Below are 19,916 nucleotides of genomic sequence, written 5' to 3'. Positions count from 1 at the left end.
CATGCTAAGAAATATCTGCTACTTACTCATCGCTATATTTTACATGGGGCCTGCATTTACGCAGGCCCCTAAACAAAAGCCCAATATCGTCATCATTCTGGCCGACGATATGGGCTTTTCTGATATCGGCTGCTTTGGCTCGGAGATCAGCACACCCAATATTGACAGGCTTGCCCGCGAAGGCCTGAAAATGACACAGTTTTATAACGCCGGGAGGTGTTGCCCTTCACGAGCGGCATTGTTAACCGGCTTATACCCGCACCAGGCCGGTGTAGGCGATATGGTAAAATACAAAGGCTCACCCGCGTACCAGGGGTATTTGAATGAGCACAGCGCCACCATTGCCGAGCTGCTGAAAGATGAGGCCGGTTACAATACCATCGTATCCGGTAAATGGCACGTTGGGCTGCAACAGTCTGCACTGGCCTATAACCGGGGTTTTGATCAATCGTTTACCATGCTTAACAATGGCAGCAGCTATTTTAATTCGGCACCATTGTACAATGATGGAAGTAAGATCACTTTTATGCTCAATGATAAGGAGATTACCCGCAGCGATACTTCAAAATACCTTACACAGGCTATTACCGATTTCGCGGTCAAATCATTAGATGAGATTAAGGAGCAGCAAAAACCTTTCTTTATGTATGTGGCTTACAATGCCCCGCACTGGCCCATCCAGGCACTGCCTGAGGATATTGCTAAGTTTAAAGGCCAATATCTTAAAGGCTGGGATATGCTGCGGCAACAGCGCTATGAAAAACAGCTGGCTGCCGGTATCATCAAAAAAGAATGGCAATTATCGGGACGGGATAGTCGCGCACCGGCATGGGATTCACTATCTCCCGAAGAAAAAGACAAATGGGATACCCGCATGGCTATCTATGCCGCTATGGTTTACCGGATGGATGCTTGTATAGGTGAGATTATGAGCAAACTGAAGCAACTGGGAAAAGATAAGAACACTATTATCCTTTTTGCATCCGACAATGGAGGCAGTGCTGACCAGGTTAAAAGCCTGTCGACAGTAATACAAAAGAATGGCGTACCCGGCTCTGTAAATTCGATTGATAGCTATGAGATCCCATGGGCAAACCTAAGTAATACACCATTTAAGTTGTTTAAACGCAATACGCACGAAGGTGGTATAGCTACACCGCTTATTGCCTGGTATCCGGGACATATCAAAGCCGGGAGTTCCAATAATAGTCCGGGCCATTTAATTGATCTGATGCCAACCTGCCTTGACTTTGCGGGTGTTAGTTATCCCGTTGAGTTTAAAAACAGGGAGCTTACACCGTTGGCAGGTGTTAGTTTGCTTGATGCTTTTAAAGGCCAACCTTACATAGGCAATAAAACATTATTTTGGGAGCATGAAGGCAGCCGCGCTATAAGAAAAGGCCGCTGGAAACTGGTTGCCGAAATAGGAGATCCATGGGAACTATATGACCTGGAAGCCGATCGTTCTGAAATAAATGACCTGGCGGCTAAATATCCCGATAAAGTTAAAGCGCTTGAAACCGAATATCTTGCCTGGGCTAAAAAGGTTGGCGTTGTTGATTGGAATACGATTAAAGAGTTGTGATTAAGCGATCTTAATAAAACTTCATAGTATAAAAAGCGTCATTGCGAGGCACGAAGCAATCGCGAACTATACAGAGCGGCTTTGCTTATTGGGGATTGCTTCGTGCCTCGCAATGACGTATGGAAGAAAATTCTGATAACTTTCTACGCACTTACTTTAACCCCGGTTGTTGCCGCAGTCGGGATTTTTAACGATTTGCCTTGCGCCAGTAACTCAGAAGTAATAGCACGTGTATAGGTTTTGATCTCATTCTGGAAATCAGTAACCGACGCACCTGAGCGAATCTCTTCAAGGCGTTTTTCCCATGTTCCGGTGAGTTCGGCCTGGGCTATCTGCTGATTTTTTACCACTTCATAAACAGCTATGCCGGTAGGGGTAGGTACCAGGTTTTTCTTTTCCCTGATAATGTAATTGCGCTTAAGCAGGGTTTCGATGATGGCCGCCCTTGTTGCCGGAGTGCCAAGACCGCTATCTTTCATGGCATAGCGCAGCTCTTCATCATCGATTTCCTTACCGGCTGTTTCTAAAGCTTTAAGCAAACTTGCCTCGTTATAAAGTGGCCTGGGTTTGGTTTGTTTTTCGAGTAGTGCTTTTGCTGTTATGGGTAGGTTTTCGCCTTGAACTACTTTAGGCAGGGTGGCGTTTTCTTCGTCTTTTTTATCGTCTTCCTTATCATTGAACACGGCGCGCCAACCGGCAGTGTGAATCACTGTTCCGCTGGCGTTGAATTTTGCGCCCGATTGCACCACAATTTTGGTGACCTCTTTGATACAATCCTGGTGAAAAGCTTCAAGCATCCGCCCTGCTACCATATCGTAAATAGCCTGCTGATCGGCCGAAAGCTGGTGCGGTGTTTCGCCGGTTGTGAGTACGGCATGGTGATCTGTTACTTTCTTTGCGTTTACACTCCGTTTATTCAATGTGGCACTGCCCAGTGCAATAGCCTGTTTGCCAAAAAGAGGGTGTTGTTCCAGCTTTTCAATAAGCACGGGTACGCCTGCAAAAACATCATCACCAATATAGCGGCTGCCGGTACGGGGATAGGTAACCAGCTTGTTTTCGTACAGGTTTTGGAGGATGTTAAGCGTTTGATCGGCAGTAAAACCTTTGCGTTTGTTAGCTTCCTGTTGCAGGCTGCTCAGGTCGTGCAATAGTGGAGGTGGTTCTTTACGGGGTTTGGCTTCCACCTGTAAAATATGGCCGCCCTGCGGAAAGCCGCCTTCAACATCCTGCACCTGGTCGACAACCGCCTGCGCTTCTTCTTTTGTTTTATAATTTTCGGCCGATATCGCTTTAAATACCTGCCCGTCTTTATCAGGGTGGATACTTACCTGGTAAAAGGTTTCAGGCACAAAGTTTTTGTTTTCGAGATACCGCGAACAGATCATGGCCAGGGTAGGGGTTTGCACCCGGCCTAATGAAAGCACCGCACCGCGAATGCCCGATGAAAGACTAAGCGCTTGTGTTGCGTTCATCCCCACCAGCCAGTCCGACTGTGAACGGCAATGAGCCGAATTAAACAGCGTATCATAATCGCTGCCGGGCTTCAGGTTGCGGAAACCTTCTTTGATAGCTTCATCGGTTTGGGATGAGATCCAAAGCCTTTTAAAAGGCTTTTTGCATTTTAAGTAATAGTAAATATAGCGAAAGATAAGTTCTCCTTCGCGCCCGGCATCCGTCGCTACGATGATCTCGGTAGATTCATCAAATAGCTTTTGGATAGTATCCAATTGTTTTTTTACCGACGGATCGTCTACCAGACCATCCTTGGTTTTTACCTTACGGATGGAAAGCTTAAACTTTGGGGGCAGCATAGGCAGGTGCTGAACACTCCAGCCATAATAGCCATATTCCTGCGGGGCAGCAAGCTGCAATAGGTGACCGAAAGCCCAGGTAAAGGTGAAACCTTTGCCTTCAATATAGCCATCTTTTTTAGTGGTCGCCCCAAAAACTTTGGCAATTTCACGGGCTACAGATGGTTTTTCGGCTATAATAACTTTCATAAATGCTGTTTCCAATGCACTGGCTTATACCGGTGCCTGCTGATACGGGCGTCGAAAGTATGAATTTAAGGAGGGCTGTGCAAGGTTTGTTGGTAACATTGTGCCGCCCGGTATATGGAATAACCTGTTAAATACCGTTCGTAGTAGCCAGTAATTCTTTGTCTACCCCAATAATTATTTCCTTAAATATTGGCTCGGCGTTGATGTAACCTTCAAGCAGTTTAAACTGGTTTTTAGCCCTGATCAGGTTATGGCCTTCATATTGGGCACCGTAGTAAACGTCATTATTTAAAAAGTCGGTTAAAAAGCGGAGACCCTGCATATAGATCATCATTTTGCCCGAAAAAATGAAGTATTGTTTCTCTGTTTCAGTAAGAATACCACCCATTTCGCTCATGTAACCTTTATATATCGCCCTGAAAAAGTCTGTTCTGATAACAATCTTGTCAAGGTCTTTTTCTTCCTCGTTGGCAGGAGAAAGATAGGTACGCATCATATCGCCAACATCACTTAAATAATAACCGGGCATTACGGTATCCAGGTCGACCAGACAAAGCGCATTTTGCTCATCATCAAATAATACGTTATTGATTTTGGTATCATGATGTATTACCCGCAGTTTAATTTCCTTGTTTGCCGTAAATTGATTGTAGGTATGCAGTATTTCGATATTGCCCCTGGCTTGTTTTATTTCATCGGCGGCTTGTTTCAACTTTTCCTCATGAGCCGTTTGCAGGGCTTGTTCAAACTGCTTAAACCGTAATTTTAAATTGTGGAAATCGGTAAGTGTGTATTCCAGCTTGCTGATATCAAAATGGTTTAGCAGATGGGTAAACCGGCCAAATTGTACAGCGGCATTGTAGGCTGCTTTGGTATCCTGCAAAAAGTTTACCGTATGTGATCCTTCAATAAACGGGAATAACCTGTAATATTTACCATCATCGGCTTTAATAATGGATTTTCCGGTTTTGCTTTTTAATGGTGCCACAAACAGGTAACCAGGGTTGGTTTCATCAAGATATTGTTTGATCAGCGCCAGGTTGTTATCAATATGATTGGGGTGTTTGAAAACCGAATCATTTATTTGCTGAAGGATATATGCCTGGTTAACATCACTTATTTTATAAGTATGGTTTATTAAACCCGAGCCAAATGGCCGGATGGTATATTCAGAAACGTTTAATCCAAAATTTATAAGGATATTATCAAACATATTATAGGCGTTAACTCATCAAACATAGCTAATTGGAAAACGATAGCCATGCGCAAACGTTTGAGTGTTTTTTATCGGGGATTATTTTTTGTTCTCAACCAGCTGCGATTCGATGATCACCTTATAAAAGGCACTTGGCTCGTTGCTGCCTGTACCCTGGTGATGTAGCAGGTCCATTAAAATATCGGTTGCTTTTTGCCCCTGTAAATAAGGAAATTGCTCAACCGAAGCGGCAGGAATATTCTCCATGTAATGGATCAGCGGTAAATTGGCATAGCTTACAAATTCAAGGTCCTTATTTATCCTGATGTTTAATTTACTGGCATGTTTAATGGCAAAAAGTGCCACATAATCATTAAAGGTTACTATTGCAGTCGGCTTTCTTTTGCTGGCCAGCAACTCATCCAATGCTTTTTTTGTACCTTCTTCGGTCAAATCGCATGAAACAATAAGCGATGGATCGTACTTGAGCCTGTTTTTGGTCATGGCTTTGATATAGCCTTCTTTGCGCTCGCCGGTGGCTACCATGGTTTGCGGCCCGTTGATCATGCCTATTGCCCGGTGACCTTTTTTTAACAGATAGCTAACAGCTTCAATAGTGCCAATTTCCATGTTGCAGGCCACATAATGGATGTTAGGTATAGATGGGATCCTGTCGAAATAAACTACGGGGATATTGTATTTCTTTAGGTTTTCAAAATGCTGGTAAGAGGAAGTATTTTTCCCTACAGATACCAGTAAACCATCAACCCGATGGTTTTTCATTTTTTCAACCAATTGTTTTTCCTTTTGCTCGTCATCATGTGATTGTGCCAGCAATACAGTATAATTTTTTTTATAGGCAGTATCTTCAATGGCGCTTATAGCTGCAGAGAAAAAAGCTTCTGAAAGTTCGGGTAAAATAACCCCGATGGTATGGGTTTTGCCCTTTTGCAAAAAAATGGCGGTTTGATTAGGCTCGTAGTTCAATTCGCCTGCCAGCTTTTTAACTTTTGCCCTTGTGGTTAGCCCTATGCTTGGGTGATCATGCAAGGCCCTCGAAACTGTAGAAACCGAAATGCCTAATATTTGCGCTATCTCTTTTATAGTAGTTGGCTTTGTTTGCATTAATTATGGGCTAATGTTGTTTTTATAGTTAAAGTTAAGCCATTATTATGAAATTATAGTCTCTATCAGCCGGATTGCAAACGTTTGCGTTGTGTTTTGCGGTGTAAATCATCGGTTTGCAAATGTTAACCGGCTGGTATGATGAAGATTTAGATATTGGCAGTATTACAGCAGTATCCATTGATTTTATCATGGATATTAAAATAGTTGAGCTCATTCGCAATGGAGATCTTGACAGAAAGAGCCGCTTAAAAATATATTTATCTCCATTTTTTAAGATAGTGGTCATAAACTCATGATGTTTGATAAATACCTGTTTTTCAATTAATACCAGTTAAAAGATAATTATGACCATTTTTCAAACGTTTGCGTTGAAATTGAAACATTAATTTTTTACTAAAGCCGCTAATGCGAGTACATTTATGAAACGATACTTGTGTTATAACCCAACGATGAAGAAGACCATTATAATTTGCCTTGCTATATTGTTTGTTGCCATAAGCTGCAGGTTTGCTACTGCGCAAACTGTGCACATTGACGCTTCGAAACTGCGTCATGTGGTTCCGTTTGGTGGTAATGCATGGGTAAATGCGCCAGATACGATAACTGATAAGGGTTTAATTGGCCTAAAAAGCCCAAAATCAACTGCTGATATTTATTTCAGGGTTAGCGTTGCACAGGATATGCAATTTGCGCTGGTAGTACGCGTGCCGCAGGGCAGCAGCATTATACAACTATTGATAGGGAAAAATAAGCTCGTTAAAAAACTAAACAACACCGCATTTGATACCATCAGTTTTGGAAAGGTGCATATCAGCCAGCCAGGATATATAAAGGTAAGTTTAAAAGGTATCAGTAAAACCGGGACGGTTTTTGCCGATGTATCTGACCTGGTGGTTACGCTGCAAAAAGCAGATAATGATATCGCCTATGTTGTAAAAGGCAGCTCGTTCCATTTTGGCAGGAGGGGGCCTTCTGTTCATTTGCGGTATCCGGTGGCAGCGGATAAAGAGAATAAAGTAAAATGGTTTTATAATGAGATCATCGTACCCAAAGAACAGGACGTAATAGGTTCCTATTTTATGGCCGATGGTTTTGGCGAGGGCTATTTTGGGATGCAGGTAAACTCGGCCACTGAGCGCAGGGTATTGTTTTCGGTATGGAGCCCTTTTAATACTGAAGATCCGAAAAGCATTCCCGATAGCATGCGCATTAAACTGGTAAAAAGCGGCAGCAATGTTCATATCGGTGAGTTTGGTAATGAAGGCTCGGGTGGGCAAAGTTATATGCGTTTTCCATGGAAAGCAGGCCAGGCCTACGCGTTCCTGCTGAGTGCCGAACCCGATCTGGCTAAAAATACGACTACCTACACGGCATATTTTAAAGATGTGGTTGCAGGGAAATGGTTTTTGATAGCCAGCTTTACCCGTCCGCAAAAGGCTACTTATTTAACGCATTTATACTCATTTGTGGAGAATTTTGAACCCGAAAACGGCGATAAAGTCCGCAAGGCATATTTTACCAATCAGTTGATAAGTGACAGCGAAAATAACTGGCTGGAGCTTACGCATGCTATTTATACCGGCGATGCTACAGCTAATGCCAATTATCGTAAGGATTATGCAGGCGGAAAAGAAGGCAGCAAGTTTTACCTGCAAAACGGAGGTTTCTTTAACCATTACATCCAGCTCAAAACCCCGTACGACCGCGAGGTTACAGGGCAGCGGCCTGTAATTGATTTTGAAAAACTTCCCAATAAATAAGCCCCAAAAACCAAAATAATATATATGGAAAGAAGACAATTTCTTAAAACCAGCGTAATAGCAGCAGCCGGTTTTAGCATTTTACCATCAGGAAGCCTGTTTGCATCAGCACCTGCAAAAGTACGTTTAGGTTACATCGGCGTAGGTGCGCGTGGTATGAGCCATATTGCCGAAGGTTTGCTTCGTGATGATGTGGAGATCGTAGCCATTTGCGACACACAGGAAAGTTCATTGAAAATTTGCCGCGAGTACATCGCCAAAAAAGGCCATGCACCTGTAAAGGAATACACCGGCGGATTGGATGCCTATAAAAAACTGCTTGATCATAAGGATATCGATGCCGTTATTATAGCCACACCCTGGCAGTTTCACCATCCGCAGGCTATTGATGCCATGAAGGCCGGTAAATATGTAGGCTGCGAAGTAATTGCCGGTTTAACGGTAGAAGATCACTGGGATATCGTACGTACGTCCGAAAAAACAGGGATGCCATACATGACGCTTGAAAACGTTTGCTACCGCCGTGATGTGATGGCGGCGTTAAACATGGCACGCCAGGACTTGTTTGGCGAGATCGTTCATTTGGAGGGTGGATATCAGCATAATTTAAGAGGTGTATTATTTAATGACGGCAAGCATTATTACGGCGGAGGTGTTGAGTTTGGCCCCAAGGCCCTGAGTGAAGCGCAATGGCGCACACAATTCAATATTGATGTAGATGGCGATATCTACCCAACCCATGGCGCTGGTCCGTGTATGCATTATGCTAATATCAATGCAGGTAACCGTTTTACAAATCTTGTGTCGTTCAGTTCAAAGGCACGCGGTTTAGCGGCCTATGTGGAAGAGCTATCACCGGGCCACCCTAATGCTAAGATCAACTATAAAAACGGTGACGTTACTACCACCATGATCAATTGTGCCAATGGCGAAACAGTATTGCTGAGCCATGATACGCATTTGCCGCGCCCTTATTCGTTAGGTTTCCGCGTGCAAGGCACAAAAGGCCTTTGGATGGATGTTAACCAAAGTGTTTACATTGACCATAAATCAAAAGAAGATGATTCATGGGACCCGGCAAAGGATTGGTTTGAGAAATACGACCATCCGCTATGGAAAAAGTATGAAAAGTTTGCTGAAGGTGCAGGCCACGGTGGTATGGATTGGTTTGTGTTTAATGCCTTTGTTGAATCGGTAAAGCAAAAACGTCAAACACCTATTGATGTTTATGATTCTGTTACGATGAGCGTAATAACGCCTTTATCAACCAAATCATTAAAAGAAGGTAACGCAAGCGTGGAGTTCCCGGATTTCACCAAAGGCAAATGGAAAGAACGCAAAAATACTTTTGCGCTTGATGATAGTGGCTTTTAAGGATTGTTTAATTTTTGCATGTCTATGTTTAGCCTGGCCAAAAGCCGGGCTTTACTTTTTTTAAGGATTAATAGCTAAAAACGATGTCATTGCGGGCGCAGCGTGGCAACCGCATGCTATACAGAGCGGCCCTGCTTCCGTGCGATTGCCACGCTGCGCTCAATGACAGTATATATATCAACCTGCTCATAATCAAATTCTTTAGGTATAATCCGAAAATACGCAGATTCCATAAGATTTGTCCCCAATTCATTTCGTTTATCGCACCAAAAGCCTTCCAAAACACAGTTTTGTTACCTCAAAATACTTTGAGTCAAACGTTTGCGTAAGCTTGATTTTGACCAAAGCAAACGTTTGCGCTGTGTTTGCGGGGCTGATTTTTTGCTTTCAAAATCCTGTATCTCTAATTTCCAATATTCAAAAACAGGACTAAATCGCAACAGAAAACTAACAATTAATTAATACCAACACCCACCACGTATGATTAAAATTTACTCAAACCCCGACCAGGGCTTCAGCAAACACAATTATTTAGGGAGGCAGATAAGTGGCCTTTTTAAATTGATGTGCTGTTGCCTGCTTTTATTATTGCCTGTGCTTGCAAATGCACAAACAATTATCAGTGGTAATGTAAAAGATAAAGACGGCCCCATCATTGGAGCCACCGTAACTCAAAAAGGAGTTAAAAACACAACCTCTACCGATGTTAACGGTAAGTTTAAGCTTACATTAAAGGGTAACTCAACGGTATTGGTTGTTTCTTACGTAGGGTTCAAAACCCAGGAAGTATCTGTTGGAAACGCTACTGATATAACTATTACCTTACAGGAAGATCTCAACAAACTGAACGAGGTAGTTGTGGTTGGTTATGGTACCGTTAAAAAAGGCGACTTAACCGGCTCAATCAGTTCTATAAAAAGTGATAACCTGACATTGGGCGGTACTACATCTAATATCGGCCAGGCTATTCAGGGTAAAGCAGCTGGTGTGCAGGTACAACAAGCCAGCTTTGCGCCGGGTTCTGGCATCAATATTACCGTGAGGGGTGGTAATTCCATAAATACTTCTACAGCACCGCTTTATGTAGTTGATGGTTTTATAAGTGAGGCCGGCAGCCAGGTTAACCCTAACGATATCGAAGACATCCAGGTGCTTAAAGATGCGTCAGCAACAGCCATCTATGGTTCAAGGGGCGGTAATGGCGTTGTTTTGATCACCACTAAAAAAGGAAAAAATGGTAAAGTATCTTTAGATGCCGATATATCAGGCGGTACGCAATATCTGACGTACAAACCGGCTCTGTTAACCGGTCAGCAGTATACTGACATTCAAAATGCTACTGCTCTTGAAGATGGTAAACCGCAACCTTATCCTTCAAGTTTCCAGGTGGCAAATACCAATTGGTTAAAGCTGGCTACCCGCAATGCTACTGTTCAAAATCAAAGCATCAGCTTAAGTTCCGGCGATCAGAATTCAAAGATCTATGTAGCGGGTAATCACATTAAACAGGTAGGTGTGTTACAGCGTACCGGTTTTGAAAGGTATACCGCAAGGATTGGTGCCGAAAAAACCGTGAACGAAAACATTAAGATCAGCGGTAACTTCTACGGTGCTACTTCAAGTGCAACTTTGCAATCATACTCAGGCGATATCACTGCGCCATTGTTCAGTTTACTTACCGCACCACCGAACGTAAACCCTTATAATGCCGATGGTACTTATAACTATTATGTTACCCAGGGCACAAAAACCAACGCATTGGCCGGCCTGTTAGAGCCCACAAATAATAGTGGTAATAAATTAATTAATGCCAATGTTGGTTTGGATTATAAAATTATTAATGGCTTAACTTATCACCTCACCGCAGGTACTGAATACAACCAGACTACAACCGGCCAGTACTTGCCAACAACTACAATTGCCGGCGCAAAACAAGGTGGTGTAGCTGCGGAACAGATCTATTCAAATTTCAGGTGGATTGCTGAGAACTACTTCACTTATAAGTTCAATATCAAAAAAGACCACGATTTTACCATATTGTTAGGTACATCAAACCAAAAAGATGTTGCCGAATCATTACTTTCCGGTGCGAAAGGTTTTTCAACCGATGCGTTCCTGTATTATAATTTAAATGCGGGATCATTAAGTAACGGTTATGGAAGCAGCAAAGCGGAAGCTTTCCTTACATCATACTTTACGAGGTTTAACTATGCTTATAAAGATAAAATTTTGGCATCGTTCTCTTATCGTGATGACCGGTCATCACAGTTTGGTTCAAACAAGCGTTCGGGCTTTTTCCCGGCAGGTGCTGTAGCTTATAAATTAACTGATGAGGATTTCGTAAAAGATCTCAACACCTTCTCAAATTTAAAGGCACGTGTTAGTTACGGTGTAACCGGTAATGACCGTATTCCGGCAAGTTTATACCTTGCTACTTTTGGGCCGTATAGCACAGTGCTTAATGGAAGTGGTCAGTTGCAAACTGGCATCGAACCAAAAAATCTTGCAAATCCCAACCTTAAATGGGAGGCTACAAGGCAATTGGATATTGGTTTGGATATGGGCTTTGCTAACGGCCGTATCAATGCAAGTGTTGATTATTACAGCAAAAAAACTACCGACCTGCTGATCCAGGTTCCGATTGGGGCTCAATGGGGCGCTACTAATGGCACACAATATATAAATGGTGGTGCTGTTCAAAATAGAGGTATTGAGTTGTCACTTAATACTTCCAATCTGCGCAGCAAAGATCTGTCATGGAACACAACTATAACATTTGCCTACAACAAGCAGAAAACATTGGATTTAGGCCCTGGAGTTTCGATAATAAGTACTAACACTGCTAACCCAAGCGGTACGGTTTCGGGTCAGGAGTTTACAAGGGTAGTACCGGGCATTGAGTTAGGCGAGCTGTATGGCTATGTTTATGAAGGCGTTGTAAAAACCGGCGAAAAATATGCCCCGCAGCCAAATTCAAAAGCAGGTGATCCTAAATACAAAGATGTTAATGGCGATGGTGTAATTACACCTGCCGACCGTACTTACCTGGGTAACTCAAACCCACACTACATGGCCGGTTTCGGCAACGATTTCCATTACAAAGGCATTGATCTGGGTATATTTTTCCAGGGAGCGTTTGACTATTACCTGTACAACATGAATGCCATGGTACTGGAATCAACCACAGGTGCTGCTGCATTGAACAGGTTTGTTGCCGGTAAAAATGAAAATACATCTATCCCGCGCGAAGGTTATTACCTGAGCACTTACGGTAGCTATGTAAACTCACGTTTTGTTGAAAATGCCTCATATGTTCGTTTAAAATCACTTACGCTGGCGTACAATTTCCCTGCTTCGTTATTTCAGAATATGAAAATTTTACAAGGCATCAGGATATATGCCGAAGCACAGAACCTTTGGACAATCACAGGTTATAAAGGTACCGACCCTGAAGCAAACGTACATGCCGATGATACTGGTGCGCACCCAGGTCAGGTGTCGTTAAGGTCGGCTACTACCGGCGGTTTGGACTTTAACTCGTTCCCGGCATTTAAAACGGTAACATTCGGTATTAAGGCATCTATCCATTAATGAAATTATCCATTTAAGGGATTAACAAAATTTAAATCAAATGAAAAAATATAATATTCTACTCCTTGCAGCTGCGGTAATTACACAGTTTTCCTGTAATAAAACCAATCTCGAACCTAAGATATATAGCAACTTAACAAGCCAAAACGCGTTCCTCACCAAGTCTGACGCTATTGCGGCTGTAAACGCGGTTTATGCCCGCCTTAAAGGCCCGGCCGTAGGTGATAACTTTGACTATTGGACAGTAAGGCACTTCGCCCTTACCGATTTAACTACAGATGTAGGCCATTGCAGTTATGCAGGCGACCCTGGGCAACTGTCGCTTGTACAATGGAACTCAGCTAATGGTTTGATAGCAGAAGATTACAGGCAGATCTATAAGCTTGTAGCCAACGCAAACAACGCTATCTACAATATCTCGGGTATGAAAAGCATCACTGATGCACAAAAAAGTCAGTTTTTGGCCGAAATGAAATTTTTACGTGCTATAGCTTATTCTGATCTTACCGACGCCTGGGGGCCGGTGATCCTGAATACCGAAAAAGATGTAGCCAATCCTGATTACAAGGCTCAAACCCCTCCAAGCCCGGTAGCAGATGTTGACGCTTTAATGATCACTGATCTGCAAAACGCGATCAACGTATTGCCTGTTGATTATACCAAAAGCGATATCTATACAACTAACGATGTAGGCCGTGCTACTAAAGGCGCCGCTATGTTCCTGTTGGCCAAGATCTACCTGCGCGAGCATCAATGGCAAAAAGCTGCCGATTTAACCAAACAGGTTATGGATCTGGGTATTTACCAGTTATATCCATCGTACGAAGGGTTATTTAAAGAAACAAATACATGGTGTTCTGAAAACATATTCTCGGTATTGAGTGATGCTAACGTTAATGGTACTGAGTTGCTGAACCACTTTGGCCCGTTGAGCCACCCGGTATTAACCGACAGGTGGCAGTATTACGCTGTAACCTGGGATTTTTATAACAGCTATGGCGATGAGGACGACCGCAAAAAAATGTTCTTTACCCAATACCAGGGTGTTGATGGTTTAACCCACAAACAAGCGCCTTCATTAGGTGCTACAGCTCCGGATGGTGTATTGTATATGCCTGATGTTGCGACTATGAAGTATGCCGATCCAAACGGTGCAAATACCTACTACGATGGCCACAGCGTTGATATTTTGCGCTATGCCGATGTATTGCTGAGCCGTGCCGAAGCTTTAAATGAATTGGGTGGTCCAACTGCCGAAGCCGTTTCATTGGTAAACCAGGTTAAAGGCAGGTCGCACGCCAAGCTGCTGGTACAGGCCAATCTTACTCAGGCCACTTTCCGCGATGCTTTATTACAGGAGCGTGGCTGGGAATTGTATTACGAAGGCAAGAGAAGGGCAGACTTGAAACGCTTTGGCAAATATGACGTAATCGTGAATGCATACCTGAAACGGATTGGCCAAACCAATACCGTGCAGTTACCGCGCGATGAATATTTCCCTTACCCGCTTGCCCAGGTTACTATTAACCCTAAGCTGAACAACGCAGGCAGACAGCAATAAGCATAATTTCAAATTTTAGCAAAGAATATACAGCCTTTACAGGTTGTATATTCTTTACTGTTTAACCGGTATTACAAATTTTAGTGATGAAGGATTGGTTTAAAGTTTTAGCGGCGGGGTTGTTGGTTACGATCATCTGCGGGTGTTCGGGTGGTAACCTGGTAAAAGAAATTCATATAGGTTTGTATAACAACAACGAGCTGAAAATTAAGCTTGATGTTATGACCAGCAAGCCTGTTGATCTGTATGCCGAGTACTGGATAGAAGGTAAGCAGCCGGTAAAATACCGGTCGACCACTACCGGTAATGCTACATCGTACAAGCTTGTACTTTGCAATATTTTGCCCGATACTACTTATTCATATCATATTGTGACCGTTGATGGTGGGGATACCGTTATTAGCAAAACACACACTTTTAAATCGCATCCTTTGCCAATGTTTTTGCAGGAACAGTTTATCGCAAAAGTTGCTGCGAAAGCTACGCTGCCGCCACAGTTTAATGATGGTTTAATGCTCATCAACAAACGTTATGCGCCGGGAGTGGCATTTTTGGTTGATGCCAAAGGGCAGATCAGGTGGTACCACATGATTGACAGGCTGGGTTTTAAGGTGATCAATTTCACAAAGGATAAAACCTTGCTCTCCATTTTAGGCCGTAATGATGAGCCTACCAGCTACGGCAGCGAGATTTTGGAGATTAACATGCTGGGCGATACGCTGCTGCACCTTACTAAAGGACAGGGTGATTTTAAGCAAACCATCCACCACGAAATACTAAAGAATGATAAAGGCCAGCTGGTAACCATTTTTGTTGATCAAAGATTGATGGATTTAACATCGGTAGGAGGGAATAAGCAGGATACAGTTAATGGCGATGGTATAATGGTGATGGATAAAACAGGTAAACAGCTTTATAAATGGAGCGTGTTTGATGTAATGGATCCGCTGAAAGATCCTAAGATCCTGAAAACCAAAAAAGACTGGATGCATGCCAATAGCCTTAACTATGATGTTGATGACAATTACCTGATGTCGTTTTATAACAACGGGCAGATCTGGAAGATAGATTCGCATAATGGTAAAGTAATTTACAAGTTTGGCAAAGGCGGTACCATAGCAATGCCTGCCGATTGCAACTTTACCCAGGCCCACGCGGCCCATATTAATAAACAGGGGAACCTCATGTTTTTTGATAATGGGGTGGAGAAACACCAGTCGGGCGTGTATGATATGAAAATTGATGAGAAAAACCAAACATCAACTATTGTCATGCACATCAAATTACCTAAAGAAATTTTTAACGGCCGCATGGGCAGTGCATACATGATCAATGATACAACTACGCTGGTATGCTGCTCAAAAAGGCACATCGTAGTGCTGGCCAATAACAAAGGCGTTTTACAGTGGACGATGGAAACATCAGTGCCAACCTATCGCGCCGGCTTTATAAAATACGACCAGCTTGATCCATATTTAAAACCATAGATCATTAAAAATGAAAAAGAAATATCAATATATAACTTTCCTGTTGGTGTTATTTGCTTTGGCTAACGTTACACAGTTGGTATCGTGCAGCGGTAGCAAGGCCGAAGAGGCCGATAACGACGATTCATTGGTTACCGACAGGCTTGTTTCGGTAGATACCGCCAAAATGCCGGGCGGCAAATATGGTGAGGCTGTGCGTTATGGCAGAAATTTGATGTTGCATACCGCATATTACATCGGCCCCGAAGGCGTTAACGGGCATTATACCGGCAATAAAATGAACTGTACCAATTGCCACCGCGATGCAGGTACAAGACCTTTTGCTTTTAACCTGGTAAGGTCGTTCCGTGATTATCCTCAGTACCGCGCAAGAGAGGGCAGGATTTTATCTTTGGCCGAGCGGATCAACAATTGTGTAATGCGTCCTAACCTGGGCAGGCCGTTGCCCCTGGATAGTAGGGAAATGGTTTCAATCATGGCTTACCTGAAGTTTTTGAGCGATTCATCAAGTGTTTCAAAAACCACTAAAGGGTTAAAAAACATGGAAGTTGAGCTGCCCGATGTTGCAGCATCATCAGACAGGGGCGAGGTTTTATACGCCCAAAATTGTGAGCGGTGCCACGCTAAAAACGGTGAAGGAAAAATGCGCTTTGATAACGTAACTTACGAGTATCCGCCGGTATGGGGAATGTTGGCTTATCGTCCGGGTTCAAGTATGCACAGGGTGGTTAAACTGGCGCAATGGTTAAAGGGCAATATGCCTTATGATAAAACAACCACAGGCAAACCTTTCCTAACTGATGCCGAAGCGCTTGATATTGCCGCCTATGTTAACGACGATAAAAAGCATAAACGTCCGTTGCCTAAAACCACCAAGGAAGTTGATTATCCGCATTACGAAGAAAAAGCAATCGATTATGACAAAGGGCCCTTTAAAGATCCTTTCTCTGAACAACAACATAAATATGGGCCGTATAAGCCTATCATTGATTATTGGGAAGGCAAGGGGATTACGCCTGCTATTTAAAATAAGTGACCGTTCGATTGGTTGCACGGATGCAGGAAGCGTGGGATAGTGCGATTCCCTCCCTTGGGAGGGTGTAGGGAGGGGTTTCTACGATAGGCTTATCAGTCTGCATAACGCATAAACCCCTCCCTGCCACCGCGCTGTCCGAACGCACCCCTCCCCAAGGAGGGAATAAAAAGTCTTCCAAACAACATTATAAAAAGACTGACTAAATTTATTCCATGAAAAAACAATTTTTAGCTATCACTTTCCTCTTAACCGGCTTTGCGGCTTCGGCACAAAAGGTGCCTTATACCAATTGCGAAAAATGCTGGCTGGCCGATTCATTAGGTAATCACCGTGTGGTGTTAACGTTTAATGGTACAGGTAAAGTGGCTAAAGCAGTGATCAACTGGAGGCGGAGAGATAACGACCCGGAGAACAAACGGATCATTATTGAGGATGCTAAAACCAAACAGAAAATAACCAACGTAAAAATAGGCACGGTAAACCGCGAAAACGGCGAGCTGTATTTTGAGCCAACATCGGGCAAGGGCACTTACTTTGTGTATTATATGCCTTACAAAAATGAAGGCCGTTCAAATTATCCTAAAGGCGTTTACCTTAAGCCCGAAAATACAGCTTCTGCAGATTGGCTTAGTGCTGTAAATGACAAGGCATCATTGGCTTCGGTGAAAGAATTTCAGTCGATTGATGCTTTTAATAGCTTTTATCCGATGGAGGTTATAGCTACCAGAGCAGAAACGGAAGCATTGGTAAGCAAGCATAAAGCCGAACCATTTTTGGTTTTTCCGGAAGATAGGATGAATTCTATCCGCATGACTAATGACCTGCCTCAACGCTGGATAGAACTTGGTCCGCAAAATAAATATACAGGCGAGGCTTCACGTGGAGAAAATTTTGCTTTTCAGCTGGGCATTTATGCGCTGCAAAATATCGATAATGTTAAGGTAACATTCAGCGATCTAAAATCGACAACGGGTAAAGCAATTCCCGCTTCGGCACTGTTTTGTATCAATACTGGCGGTACCACTTATGATGGTAAGCCGCTTACCAAAACTGTAAATGTAAGCCAGGGCCAGGTGCAGGCTTTATGGTGTGGTGTTGATGTTCCTGCCGCAGCATTACCTTCGGTTTATACAGGTAAGGCTATCATAAGTATCAATGGAAAAACGGCAAAAATAATTGCTTTAGCTGTTAAAGTAAACGCTAAAATATCGAAAGATGGTGGTGTAAGTGAGCCTTATAAAATGACCCGCCTCGGTTGGCTCAACTCAACCATGGCGCAGCAAAACACCGTTATTGCACCCTATACACCACTTGAAATAAGCGGTAATACCATTAGCCTGCTGGGCCGTAAAGTAGAAGTAAATAAGGATGGTTTTCCAAAGCAGATCCAGACCTATTTTACGCCCGAAATGACGGAGTATGCAGCAGCGCCTAATAACCTGCTTACCGAAGGCATCCACTTTCATTTTATTGATGCTGCCGGAAAAAAGATTAACCTGAAAAGCCAGGGCATACAGTTTACCAAAAAAGAGGCAGGTACGGTGCAATGGACAGCTGTGAGTGCCAACGACAGCCTGCAGATGGACGTAACTGCTTCGTTAGAGTTTGACGGCTTTATCGCTTACACCGTAAAAGTAAAAGCCTTGCAGGATGTTAGTCTGAAAGATATTACCATGCACATTCCTTTTAAAAAGGATTTTGCCAAATATATGATGGGCCTCGGTCAAAAAGGCGGCTATCGTCCCGAAAACTTTGAATGGAAGTGGGATGTAGCCCACAAAAACCAGGATGGCGCGTGGATAGGCAATGTGAACGGCGGGTTGCAATATTCTTTGAGGGATGAGAAATATGTTCGTCCGCTGAATACCAATTTTTATCTGCAAAAACCTTTATTGCTGCCTACCTCATGGGGCAATGAGAACAAGGGTGGTATTAAAGTAAGCTTTGATGGTAAAGCAGTATTAGCAAACAACTACAGCGGCGAGCGTGATCTGAAAAAAGGGGATGAGCTTTATTACAATTTTACCCTGCTGGTAACACCTTTCCACACTATCAATACCGATTTTCAGTGGGCTACAAGGTTCTATCATTCATACAAACCTATTGATACCATTAAAAGCGCAGGTGCAACGCTTATCAATATTCACCATGCTACGGCTATAAATCCTACTATTAATTATCCTTTCATCGCCTGGCAAAAAATGAAAGCCTATGATGATTCGGCACATGCAGCAGGTTTAAAGGTGAAGATCTATAACACTATCCGTGAGTTATCTAACCATGCCTACGAAACCTTTGCTCTGCGCAGTTTAGGTCATGAAATCTATTCGCCGGGTAAGGGTGGAGGCTTTAGCTGGTTACAGGAGCACGTAGGCGACGACTATATAGCGGCCTGGTTTGTACCCGAAATTAAAGACGCAGCCATCATTAACAGCGGCATGAACCGCTGGCACAATTACTATGTAGAAGGTATGAACTGGCTAACCCAAAACGTAGGTATCGACGGTATTTATCTGGATGATGTTGCCTTTGATCGTGTTACTATGAAACGTATTAAACGCGTGTTGACCAAAGACGGCCATCCCGGTATCATCGACCTGCACTCGGCCAATCAATACAACAAAAGCGACGGTTTTAATAACAGCGCAAACTTGTACATGGAGCATTTTCCTTACCTCAACCGCCTTTGGTTTGGTGAATATTTCGATTACGAAAAAAATGATCCTGATTTCTTCCTGACCGAAGTGAGCGGGATCCCATTTGGCTTAATGGGCGAAATGCTGCAGGGTGGCGGCAACAAATGGCGCGGTATGGTTTACGGGATGACCAATCGTATGCCATGGAGCGATGGCGCCGATCCACGCCCGATCTGGAAAGCCTGGGACAACTTTGGCATGAAGGGGACTAAAATGATTGGCTATTGGGTTGATGATAACCCGGTAAAAACTGATAAAGCCAAAGTTATTGCTACCGTTTACAAAAAAGACGGAGCTGCCATGGTGGCCATTGCAAGCTGGGAAGATGCCGATACCGATTTTCAGCTAAACATCGACTGGAAAAAATTGGGTATCGATTCCGCTAAGGCAACCATTACTGCTCCCGAAATTAAAAGTTTTCAGCCGGGCAAGACATTTGGTTTGAACGACAGGATCCCAGTTGAAAAGGGTAAAGGGTGGTTGCTGATCATTAAATAATA

The 19,916-nt window shown here is 43.3% G+C and carries 11 protein-coding genes; 8 read left to right on the top strand and 3 right to left on the bottom strand.

The features are described 5' to 3' along the window. The first annotated feature begins 1 nt into the window (after position 1). A complete protein-coding gene (locus tag ACFFGT_RS07960) occupies positions 2-1,585 on the top strand; it encodes an arylsulfatase (protein WP_377021984.1) in 1,584 nt (527 codons plus the stop codon). Positions 1,586-1,728: 143 nt separating this feature from the next. Here the strand turns inward: ACFFGT_RS07960 and topB are convergent, their stop codons facing one another. The 3 genes from topB to ACFFGT_RS07945 all read right to left on the bottom strand — a co-directional run bounded on the left by topB (position 1,729) and on the right by ACFFGT_RS07945 (position 5,908). Beyond that, complete coding sequence (gene topB / locus ACFFGT_RS07955; protein WP_377021983.1) at positions 1,729-3,588, bottom strand: DNA topoisomerase III; 1,860 nt, start codon at positions 3,586-3,588, stop codon at positions 1,729-1,731. 127 nt (positions 3,589-3,715) lie between these two features. Further along, positions 3,716-4,801, bottom strand: coding sequence for a phosphotransferase enzyme family protein (locus tag ACFFGT_RS07950; protein WP_377021982.1), 1,086 nt, complete (start codon positions 4,799-4,801; stop codon positions 3,716-3,718). 81 nt (positions 4,802-4,882) lie between these two features. Further along, positions 4,883-5,908, bottom strand: coding sequence for a LacI family DNA-binding transcriptional regulator (locus ACFFGT_RS07945; RefSeq protein WP_377021981.1), 1,026 nt, complete (start codon positions 5,906-5,908; stop codon positions 4,883-4,885). Positions 5,909-6,360: 452 nt separating this feature from the next. On the opposite strand from ACFFGT_RS07945, the gene ACFFGT_RS07940 reads away from it, so the two are divergent. From ACFFGT_RS07940 to ACFFGT_RS07910, 7 genes are all read left to right on the top strand, one after another. Beyond that, entirely contained in the window at positions 6,361-7,671 is a 1,311-nt protein-coding gene (locus ACFFGT_RS07940; RefSeq protein WP_377021980.1) for a DUF3472 domain-containing protein, read from the top strand. A 24-nt stretch (positions 7,672-7,695) separates the two neighbouring features. Then, positions 7,696-9,045, top strand: coding sequence for a Gfo/Idh/MocA family protein (locus ACFFGT_RS07935; RefSeq protein ID WP_377021979.1), 1,350 nt, complete (start codon positions 7,696-7,698; stop codon positions 9,043-9,045). A gap of 480 nt (positions 9,046-9,525) precedes the next feature. Further along, on the top strand, positions 9,526-12,636 hold the full coding sequence (locus ACFFGT_RS07930; protein ID WP_377021978.1) for a SusC/RagA family TonB-linked outer membrane protein: 3,111 nt from the start codon (positions 9,526-9,528) through the stop codon (positions 12,634-12,636). 40 nt (positions 12,637-12,676) lie between these two features. Next, the gene (locus tag ACFFGT_RS07925) at positions 12,677-14,197 is read left to right on the top strand and encodes a RagB/SusD family nutrient uptake outer membrane protein (RefSeq protein ID WP_377021977.1); all 1,521 of its coding nucleotides are present in this window, start codon (positions 12,677-12,679) and stop codon (positions 14,195-14,197) included. A gap of 86 nt (positions 14,198-14,283) precedes the next feature. Then, complete coding sequence (locus ACFFGT_RS07920; RefSeq protein WP_377021976.1) at positions 14,284-15,684, top strand: aryl-sulfate sulfotransferase; 1,401 nt, start codon at positions 14,284-14,286, stop codon at positions 15,682-15,684. Between the two features lie 10 nt (positions 15,685-15,694). Continuing rightward, the gene (locus ACFFGT_RS07915) at positions 15,695-16,711 is read left to right on the top strand and encodes a c-type cytochrome (RefSeq protein WP_377021975.1); all 1,017 of its coding nucleotides are present in this window, start codon (positions 15,695-15,697) and stop codon (positions 16,709-16,711) included. Positions 16,712-16,932: 221 nt separating this feature from the next. Beyond that, on the top strand, positions 16,933-19,914 hold the full coding sequence (locus ACFFGT_RS07910; protein ID WP_377021974.1) for a glycoside hydrolase domain-containing protein: 2,982 nt from the start codon (positions 16,933-16,935) through the stop codon (positions 19,912-19,914). The last annotated feature ends 2 nt before the right edge of the window (positions 19,915-19,916 follow it).

It is taken from the genome of Mucilaginibacter angelicae (assembly GCF_042434235.1).
GTDB classification, from domain to species: domain Bacteria; phylum Bacteroidota; class Bacteroidia; order Sphingobacteriales; family Sphingobacteriaceae; genus Mucilaginibacter; species Mucilaginibacter angelicae.
Note: the sequence above shows the minus strand (reverse complement) of the source record. Positions and strands in the feature narration are given on the sequence as shown.

Bases quoted from the DNA above. Each gene is read 5' to 3' on its own strand.
- ACFFGT_RS07960 (WP_377021984.1), top strand. From the start codon at position 2: ATGCTAAGAAATATCTGCTACTTACTCATCGCTATATTTTACATGGGG.
- ACFFGT_RS07935 (WP_377021979.1), top strand. From the start codon at position 7,696: ATGGAAAGAAGACAATTTCTTAAAACCAGCGTAATAGCAGCAGCCGGT.
- ACFFGT_RS07925 (WP_377021977.1), top strand. From the start codon at position 12,677: ATGAAAAAATATAATATTCTACTCCTTGCAGCTGCGGTAATTACACAG.
- ACFFGT_RS07940 (WP_377021980.1), top strand. From the start codon at position 6,361: ATGAAGAAGACCATTATAATTTGCCTTGCTATATTGTTTGTTGCCATA.
- ACFFGT_RS07945 (WP_377021981.1), bottom strand. From the start codon at position 5,908: ATGCAAACAAAGCCAACTACTATAAAAGAGATAGCGCAAATATTAGGC.
- ACFFGT_RS07915 (WP_377021975.1), top strand. From the start codon at position 15,695: ATGAAAAAGAAATATCAATATATAACTTTCCTGTTGGTGTTATTTGCT.
- topB (WP_377021983.1), bottom strand. From the start codon at position 3,588: ATGAAAGTTATTATAGCCGAAAAACCATCTGTAGCCCGTGAAATTGCC.
- ACFFGT_RS07920 (WP_377021976.1), top strand. From the start codon at position 14,284: ATGAAGGATTGGTTTAAAGTTTTAGCGGCGGGGTTGTTGGTTACGATC.
- ACFFGT_RS07950 (WP_377021982.1), bottom strand. From the start codon at position 4,801: ATGTTTGATAATATCCTTATAAATTTTGGATTAAACGTTTCTGAATAT.
- ACFFGT_RS07910 (WP_377021974.1), top strand. From the start codon at position 16,933: ATGAAAAAACAATTTTTAGCTATCACTTTCCTCTTAACCGGCTTTGCG.
- ACFFGT_RS07930 (WP_377021978.1), top strand. From the start codon at position 9,526: ATGATTAAAATTTACTCAAACCCCGACCAGGGCTTCAGCAAACACAAT.